This is a genomic window from Streptomyces sp. NPDC026062 (genome assembly GCF_055568375.1).
The window spans coordinates 1-1,544 of sequence record NZ_JBVHOQ010000126.1 but is presented as its reverse complement, the minus strand read 5'-3'; the positions used below and the strand labels follow the sequence as shown (position 1 = coordinate 1,544).

At 69.4% G+C, this 1,544-nt stretch carries 1 protein-coding gene; it reads left to right on the top strand.

Annotation, left to right across the window (positions count from 1 at the left end; translation table 11 throughout):
* The first annotated feature begins 259 nt into the window (after positions 1-259).
* Entirely contained in the window at positions 260-1,477 is a 1,218-nt protein-coding gene (locus tag ACZ4LX_RS38115; protein WP_467721420.1) for an IS110 family RNA-guided transposase, read from the top strand.
* The last annotated feature ends 67 nt before the right edge of the window (positions 1,478-1,544 follow it).

Below are 1,544 nucleotides of genomic sequence, written 5' to 3'. Positions count from 1 at the left end.
CGTTATGTTTTCCACGGCTCCGCAACGGGGCCGCTGGCCTCCGGGCCCGGCATGACTTGGTCCCCCTGTCCGAGATGACCTGGGGGGTGGTGTTCACCGGGCTCGGGGGTGTTCGTCGGAGACGCTGATCAGAGGTCCGGCCACCGTCCGGTCCGGCGCAACGCCGGGCGGTTCGCGGGCGGCAGGTCTGCATAACGTGGATGCGCGAGCACGACACCCGAGCCGAGGCCGGCACCGTCAACATCCTGGAAAGGGCGCGATGTTCGAGATCGAAGACGTGGGCGTGTTCCTCGGCCTGGACGTCGGCAAGTCCGCCCATCACGGCCACGGGCTGACTCCGGCAGGGAAGAAGGTCTTCGACAAGCCGTTGCCCAACAGCGAGCCGAGGCTGCGGGCCGTCTTCGACAAACTTGCCGCGAAGTTCGGAACCGTCCTGGTCATCGTGGACCAGCCCGCCTCGATCGGCGCCCTGCCACTGACCGTCGCCCGCGATGCCGGCTGCCGCGTCGCCTACCTGCCCGGCCTGGCGATGCGACGGATCGCCGACCTCTACCCCGGCGAGGCCAAGACCGACGCCCGCGACGCGGCCGTGATCGCGGACGCGGCCCGCACCATGCCACACACCCTGCGATCCCTGGAACTGACCGACGAGATCACCGCCGAACTCACCGTGCTCGTCGGTTTCGACCAGGACCTCGCCGCCGAGGCCACCCGCACCTCCAACCGGATACGCGGCCTGCTCACCCAGTTCCACCCCGGCCTCGAACGCGTCCTCGGCCCCCGCCTCGACCACCAGGCCATCACCTGGCTGCTGGAGCGCTACGGCTCCCCGGCCGCCCTGCGCAAGGCCGGCCGCCGCCGACTCGTCGAGCTGATCCGCCCGAAAGCCCCACGCATGGCTCAGCGGCTGATCGACGACGTCTTCGACGCGCTCGACGAACAGACCGTCGTCGTCCCGGGCACCGGCACCCTGGACATCGTCATCCCTTCCCTGGCCGCGTCCCTGGCCGCCGTCCACACCCAGCGACGGGCGATGGAAACGCAGATCAACACGCTTCTGGAGGCCCACCCTCTTTCCCCGGTCCTGACGTCGATGCCCGGCGTCGGCGTCAGGACCGCCGCCGTCCTGCTGGTCACCGTCGGCGACGGCACCAGCTTCCCCACCGCCGCCCACCTCGCCTCCTACGCCGGACTCGCACCCACCACCCGGCAGTCCGGGACCTCGATCCACGGCGAACACGCACCCCGCGGCGGCAACCGCCAGCTCAAACGGGCCATGTTCCTGTCCGCCTTCGCCTGCATGAACGCCGACCCCGCCTCCCGCGCCTACTACGACAAGCAACGAGCCCGCGGCAAGACCCACACCCAAGCTCTCCTCCGCCTCGCCCGCCAACGCATCAGCGTCCTGTTCGCCATGCTCCGCGACGGCACCTTCTACGAATCCCGGACACCGAAGGACATCGAGCTCGCCGCATAACCCCAACACCCCGAACCACACCAAACCCGACAGGGATACCTTGACGAAGGACATAGAGGCACCCCCC

Excerpts from the sequence above, each read along its gene's own strand:
- ACZ4LX_RS38115 (WP_467721420.1), top strand. The coding sequence starts at position 260 with ATGTTCGAGATCGAAGACGTGGGCGTGTTCCTCGGCCTGGACGTCGGC.